This window comes from Vibrio sp. Vb0937, from assembly GCF_033338855.1.
Map to the genome: position 1 here is coordinate 1 of NZ_JAWOTK010000487.1, position 1009 is coordinate 1009.

Sequence of the window (1009 nt, forward strand, 5' to 3'; positions counted from 1 at the left end):
GCTATCGATGAGCGACTGCAAGTCGTCCACCGGATACAGATAAGCATCTTTCAATTCGCCAACTTGCGCTTCCACATCACGTGGTACAGCAATATCGACTAACAGAATAGGTTGATGACGACGTTGTTTCAGCGCTGTTTCGACCATGCCTTTACCAATAATAGGCAACGGACTCGCTGTTGAGCTAATCACGATGTCCGCTCTTGCGAGGTGGTCTGGGATTTCGTTCAGGCTGATTACTTCTGCACCAAACTGCTCAGCTAACCCTTGAGCACGCTCTTTGGTGCGGTTTGCGACTATCATTTTTGTGCAGCCGTTCGACGCTAAGTGCTTCGCGACCAGTTCGATGGTTTCACCTGCCCCGACAAGTAAGACTGTCGAGTCAGATAACGATTCGAAAATGTGTTTTGCTAATGTACATGCGGCGTAAGCCACCGACACAGCATTGCCACCGATATCAGTTTCCGTACGAACTCGTTTTGCAACAGAAAACGTTTTTTGGAACAGCTTATCAATCGAAGAGTCTACAGCTTGATGATCACGTGAATCAGAAAATGCCTGTTTCACTTGACCTAAGATCTGCGGCTCACCAAGTACCAGTGAATCAAGGCCACACGAGACGCGCATCAAGTGTTTAATTGCCGCTTGTTCTTCGTGTACATACAAACTTGGCATCAAGTCTTCACGGCTCACTTGGTGAAATTGAGCGAGCCAATCGATCAGCTTGTTTCGCGCTCCTTGCTTAACGTCGCAGTACAACTCAGTACGGTTACAGGTTGAAACAATCACACTGCCGTTAACCGCTTCGTGCTCTCTGAGTTGCTCAAGTGCAGGGCCGAGCTTATCAGGCCCGAACGCCACTTTCTCTCGCAAGTCAACAGACGCTGTATTGTGATTAATTCCAATAGCAAGCAAGGACATCTAACGTGGTATCTCTGAGATCGGTTATAAAATAGGTTCAGAATTTTACTGTAAGCACGCATTTATTGAAAGGGTAAGCCGGATTTGT

1 protein-coding gene is annotated in these 1009 nt (G+C 47.2%); it reads right to left on the reverse strand.

What is annotated here, in order from left to right; all coding sequences use genetic code 11:
* A partial coding sequence (hemA, locus tag R7P67_RS26705; RefSeq protein WP_318086571.1) for a glutamyl-tRNA reductase occupies window positions 1-921 on the reverse strand: 921 nt, incomplete at its 3' end.
* Window positions 922-1009 lie beyond the last annotated feature (88 nt).